General features: G+C 36.5%; 3 protein-coding genes. All 3 read right to left on the minus strand.

Going from position 1 to position 4,888, the window contains the following annotated elements; genetic code table 11:
* Window positions 1-305 precede the first annotated feature (305 nt).
* The 3 genes from J5J03_RS00255 to ablB all read right to left on the minus strand — a co-directional run bounded on the left by J5J03_RS00255 (window position 306) and on the right by ablB (window position 4,646).
* Window positions 306-2,279 (minus strand): hypothetical protein, encoded by a 1,974-nt coding sequence (locus J5J03_RS00255; RefSeq protein WP_208585545.1) that lies wholly within the window; start codon window positions 2,277-2,279, stop codon window positions 306-308.
* Window positions 2,280-2,408: 129 nt separating this feature from the next.
* A complete protein-coding gene (locus J5J03_RS00260; protein ID WP_208585546.1) occupies window positions 2,409-3,752 on the minus strand; it encodes an ATP-grasp domain-containing protein in 1,344 nt (447 codons plus the stop codon).
* A 45-nt stretch (window positions 3,753-3,797) separates the two neighbouring features.
* Window positions 3,798-4,646 (minus strand): putative beta-lysine N-acetyltransferase, encoded by an 849-nt coding sequence (gene ablB / locus J5J03_RS00265; RefSeq protein WP_208585547.1) that lies wholly within the window; start codon window positions 4,644-4,646, stop codon window positions 3,798-3,800.
* Between the last annotated feature and the right edge of the window lie 242 nt (window positions 4,647-4,888).

Here is a 4,888-nt window from a genome sequence, read left to right on the forward strand (position 1 = left end):
CTCAATAAAAGTTGACTTGCGCTCGCTTCTATAAGCTAGCTTGTTTCATGTTTATAATCATACTGGTTGTTTTGTTCAGTTTTCAAAGATCAAAGGTTGCTGTCTTTTTTTGCGACAACTTTTATATCATACCATCCCATTCATTTAATGTCAACAACTTTTTTTATTAGTTGTATGAGATGTTTTTTGTCATGCCGTTTTCAGCGACAATTAATAATATACCACGTCACAGATTAACTTTGCAAGAGGAATTTTAATAGAAATATATTCCAAGGAGATGTTGTCCTTCTCCTTGGAATATGGAATTAAATTTGCACCCAGGTGTATTTCTCTCCCCAGCTTTCTCTAGCTAACTTCTCCACTTTTTCGACATACTGATTGTCTACTGCGTATGCATCTCCTTGTTCATATGGATTATAATGAAAAGCATACAACCTTGCTACAAATTCATGGAATGGCAGTGAAGACTCACCAGGCAACTCTCCATGTCCTTTTACTGTTGGAGTAATCCCTTGCCCCCAAACTTGTGCACTATCATTGTTTGGATTATAAAAATAGATACGGTATTTACCGTCAGAATCGCGAGCAACACGTTGAATCGAAACAGCATGCAGTCCTAATAGGTTTCCAAACGAATTGGTTATAAAGATACCAACTGGGTTTGGATAAATTAACTCATAGCCATTATTGTAATCTGGATGATGCGTCGCATAAAAAAGACGGACAAATCCAGGATAATCTGCAACAGAACCAGTCAATGGATCAATCGTTGAACTGAACCCTCTTGAGATCCAATCTCCATAAAAGGCTGGATTGACCCATTTATGGACGTCATCCCCTCTAAATTCCGATCTTCTAACTAATTCACCATATATACGATCAAGATGTGGTACTAAAATAAGTGATACAGGATCTAATTCTTCATGTAAATCTTGCACTAATCCTTCATGTAGGTTTTTAGAATGGATAGTCTGTCCTTCGAATTGCACATCAATATCGCCATCTCTTGCAGCTCGAGGAATTAATTCCAACAAATAACCAGGGGCATGTAAAGACCACAAGCTTATACCACGAGCAGTTTGACATGTAGGATTCATCCCTTGACCAATTCCAAGTGGTTGTCCGAGGACGCTAATCACCCCTGCAAGCATAATATCATTTGCTGTTATCCCTTCATTATCATTAATTGAATTCAATAATACTTTTCTAACTTCTGGCTGTAAATCAAGCTCTATCAATCTTTTTAAACCAGGTATAACTGGTGTTGAGGACAATACCCCCCTCTCCAGCATACATGCCAATCCATATAAGGATTGGCGCATTGGCAAATGAATAGCTACTGTAATTAAATTGCTGACAATCTCGATATGTTCTTCTAAATTTGCTTTCCCTTTATTATTCAATTGCATGGTAGTAGATAATAACTGTTGATTATTCCGATTTAAATAACGGACAAGGACAACGTGATGTTTGGATACGAGACCTGTTTCGCGCATACTTTTAGCAAAGATTTTTGCTTCTTCTTCCAATTCTTGATCTGACATTTCCTTTAACTGTTTGCGATAATCACATGGTTCTTGGTATTTTTTACTTTTCTTTGTTGGACCTGACAATGCATTTACATATCGTTTAATCGCCCTTTTTTCCTTCTCTTCTATCGTTTGTTTCAATAATTTCTTGGCATCCTTAATCATACTGACAATACGATTAACCATAATCGGACGTTGAGCGATAAGGTCATCAATTTCCTCTAATATCTTGCCAGAAATAGAAGCTAACGATAATTTATCTGCTAAAAATTGAAAAAGTCTTTCTGCTCTGTTTTTTTCTTTTTGTTTTCCTTCAATTCTTGCGGCTTCCGTCTCTTCCGGAAAAAGTATATCTACATTTAAAGCCATTACTTCGTTTAAAAAATGTTTCGCATCATCCTTAGATACCTTCTCATGCTTGTACTTCTCTTTAGCAATAGCTACCATTCGCAGTTCACTTAAAATTTCCACGATTGATGTCATACCACTGTCCATTAAGGATCCTGAAACCAGTCTTGGTTCCAGATTCGAAGGCTCTGCCCATGGTCCTCCCTCAAAAACCCCAGCTTTATCAAAGCGGTCCGCATGTTGATAAAGCGTTTCCATTCCATCCTCTTCATCCATTAATCTTGCAGCAGCCTGCAAAACATCTGACTGATACATTTTTTTCGCATATGGTACTGCGTCTTCCATCACCTGCAATGCTTGTTTAAACGTTTCCGTTTGATTTGTCTCTACTTCCGTACTCATTCATGACACACTCCTTTACATTAGAAAAACTTGAATTACATTTAAGCTTTCGTTTTTTTAAAAACTTTGATCTTGCAAAATTTTTACTCCGTCGAGCTTTTTTACTTCGCTAAGCATATTGATTTCTTCTTAATGAAAAAAATCATGTTCGACATAATCGGTTAGTGGCTGCTTTACATGTTGGTGATCTTCATGGTGGAAAAATACAGTCCCCAGATGATTTCCATATCCCTCCTGATCCTGTACCTTTACTTGCATCGGCTTAAATAATGTATGCTTATCAAAACCTGGATGCTCCTCCAATTCGTCAGGAATATTGACGCCTTGTACTTTATTTTTCTTCGGGTAGACTAAGAAGCTACCAGCATGTCCATTCGATTGATCCTCCTTCGGAAAGAAATCCTTCAATTCTTCCTCCGGTGTATTCGGATCACAACAAAGAATGTGTCCTTCATATGGATTAAATCCATATGTTTTCTGCATAAGGTCAAAAATATGACCACCTGGAATTCGATATGCTACTTCACCAAAATATACTTGTTCATCATCAGTAATAAAAAACTCAGGATGAATAATACCGTATGATATATCAAATGCATCCACTAGTTTTTGTACTTCTTCACGAATGGCTGGACGATATTTTTCTATCTCTGGTGATGGAGGTACCATCATCGAGTAACCAAACACAATATACTCAGTAATGTTTAAAAACAATAATTCTCCTTGATGGATAAAGGCTTCACAGGATACTTCCATTCCTTTTAAATGACTTTCCACTAAACTAGGAAAATTATCGTCGGAAAGTTTCGTATCGATATCTTCTTCTGATCGAATCATTCGGTGACCAGCAGCTCCCGCTTTATCTAAAGCCTTCACATGTATTGGATCATGATCTTCTTCATGATGACGTAATAATGAAGCATTGATTCGTTGGAAAAACTGACGAACCTGTTCTTTGTCGTTTACTTCTTCAAACACCCCAACTTTAAGTCCACCAATATGAGCTCTACGTTTCATCATTGCTTTATCTCGAAACAGAACGGAATGATGAAAAAGTTTAGGCTCTTGTCTAAAATAAGCATTTAAAGCACCAGCCCATTCCACTGTTTCCTCAAATAATGGAATAGCATGATCGACATCAAGTTGCTGTAATGCTTGAAAAAGTGGCTCTGCTTTCTGATATACTTGCTCATAATCGATATCCTTATCAAATTGCCAAGCATAAAAAGGAATCTGATGTTTTTCGGCATAGTCCTGAAACTCTGGCAAACTCACCACAATATATGGTCGTTGGATGCGATCCATCGCTTCCATTGTTGGAATACTCCAACCAATAAGTGCTATTTTCTTCCCTTTAGCAGGTTTCGCATGCTTTAGTTTTACCGGTCCTGTTTGTTTTTGTTGAATCATTTTACGATCCTTTTGATCATTTACTTTGAATGAAGTGTCTTGAATTGGTAAATCAAATGTCATGTTTAATCCTTTCCTTTCTGTCTCTTCTATGATGAGTGTTTGATATTAAAGTGTTTTGTACCAGATATTCATATTTTCCATGCTTCCGGCAATGTTACTATTTCGAATCATTTTGCCTCCATATTGAAATCCATGTTTTACATTTACTAAGTTCATTCCTACTGAAACAGAACGTGAATACGAAAATAATACATTAATTCCTAATTGCTTAACTCGCGGTATCAAACGGGATACTTGATAGGATAACAACTGTTTGCCGCGATGATTCGGATATGTTGCACAGTCAGATAGTTCAGCTGATTGGTATTCAGGTAATATATCTGCTGAACAGGCACTGACAACAGATCCCTCATTCTCAACAATCGAGAAATAGACCTGATTTTGCATCATTTCCTTAATAAACTCAGGATCATTCATAGGCGTGGGATACGATTTAAATACGGTTTTATACAATAATGCCATTTGAGAGGCATCTTTTTTCTTTGCCCACCTCATCGAATACCCTTCTGGTAGACCAAAAGTGAAACCCTCTTGTATTCGTTCTTTAATATTTTGCATGACTTGTTTCTCAGCTTCTAAATTCTCTGATTGTTTGCGATCAGAATTTAAAAAGATAGCATAAATAAGAGCTGTATCACCATTAAAAAAACCTTGAATCCTCCCCTCATAATCAGCATTATAAGAACTCATCACCTCTTGATTATCAAGTAATACATAAAAAATTAATTTGTCGCAATGTGTTTCTTTTGAGAGCCTTTTTAAACGATCCATAAAAGTATCCATATTTTTTGCTGGCGGTAGTTGATATATCTTTATTCGCCTGCTAGTGGGTTCTACAGTTATATGTTGACCAAAAAAAGTGAGGTCATAAGCTGATTTTTGTAACATTTTCATACACACTAGTTCCTCCTTTTATTACTACGGCTACTCTAAAAACCTAAAACTTATTGTATTAACTTTAACCATAGATATACGTATCAAAATTATGTAATTTTTGATGTATCAAATAAACTAGCCAACCTTTTTATTCACCTTAGATATATACTGCGAAGTAGTGAAAACTCTGTTTAGTGAGCTTTCTTCCATTCTTCTGAAGTGGAGTGCTCATTCGTCGCTGCGGAAAAACACTCCCTTTC

The organism is Gracilibacillus suaedae (assembly GCF_017599345.1).
Lineage (GTDB): Bacteria > Bacillota > Bacilli > Bacillales > Amphibacillaceae > Gracilibacillus > Gracilibacillus suaedae.

Excerpts from the sequence above, each read along its gene's own strand:
- J5J03_RS00255 (WP_208585545.1), bottom strand. The coding sequence starts at position 2,279 with ATGAGTACGGAAGTAGAGACAAATCAAACGGAAACGTTTAAACAAGCA.
- J5J03_RS00260 (WP_208585546.1), bottom strand. The coding sequence starts at position 3,752 with ATGACATTTGATTTACCAATTCAAGACACTTCATTCAAAGTAAATGAT.
- ablB (WP_208585547.1), bottom strand. The coding sequence starts at position 4,646 with ATGAAAATGTTACAAAAATCAGCTTATGACCTCACTTTTTTTGGTCAA.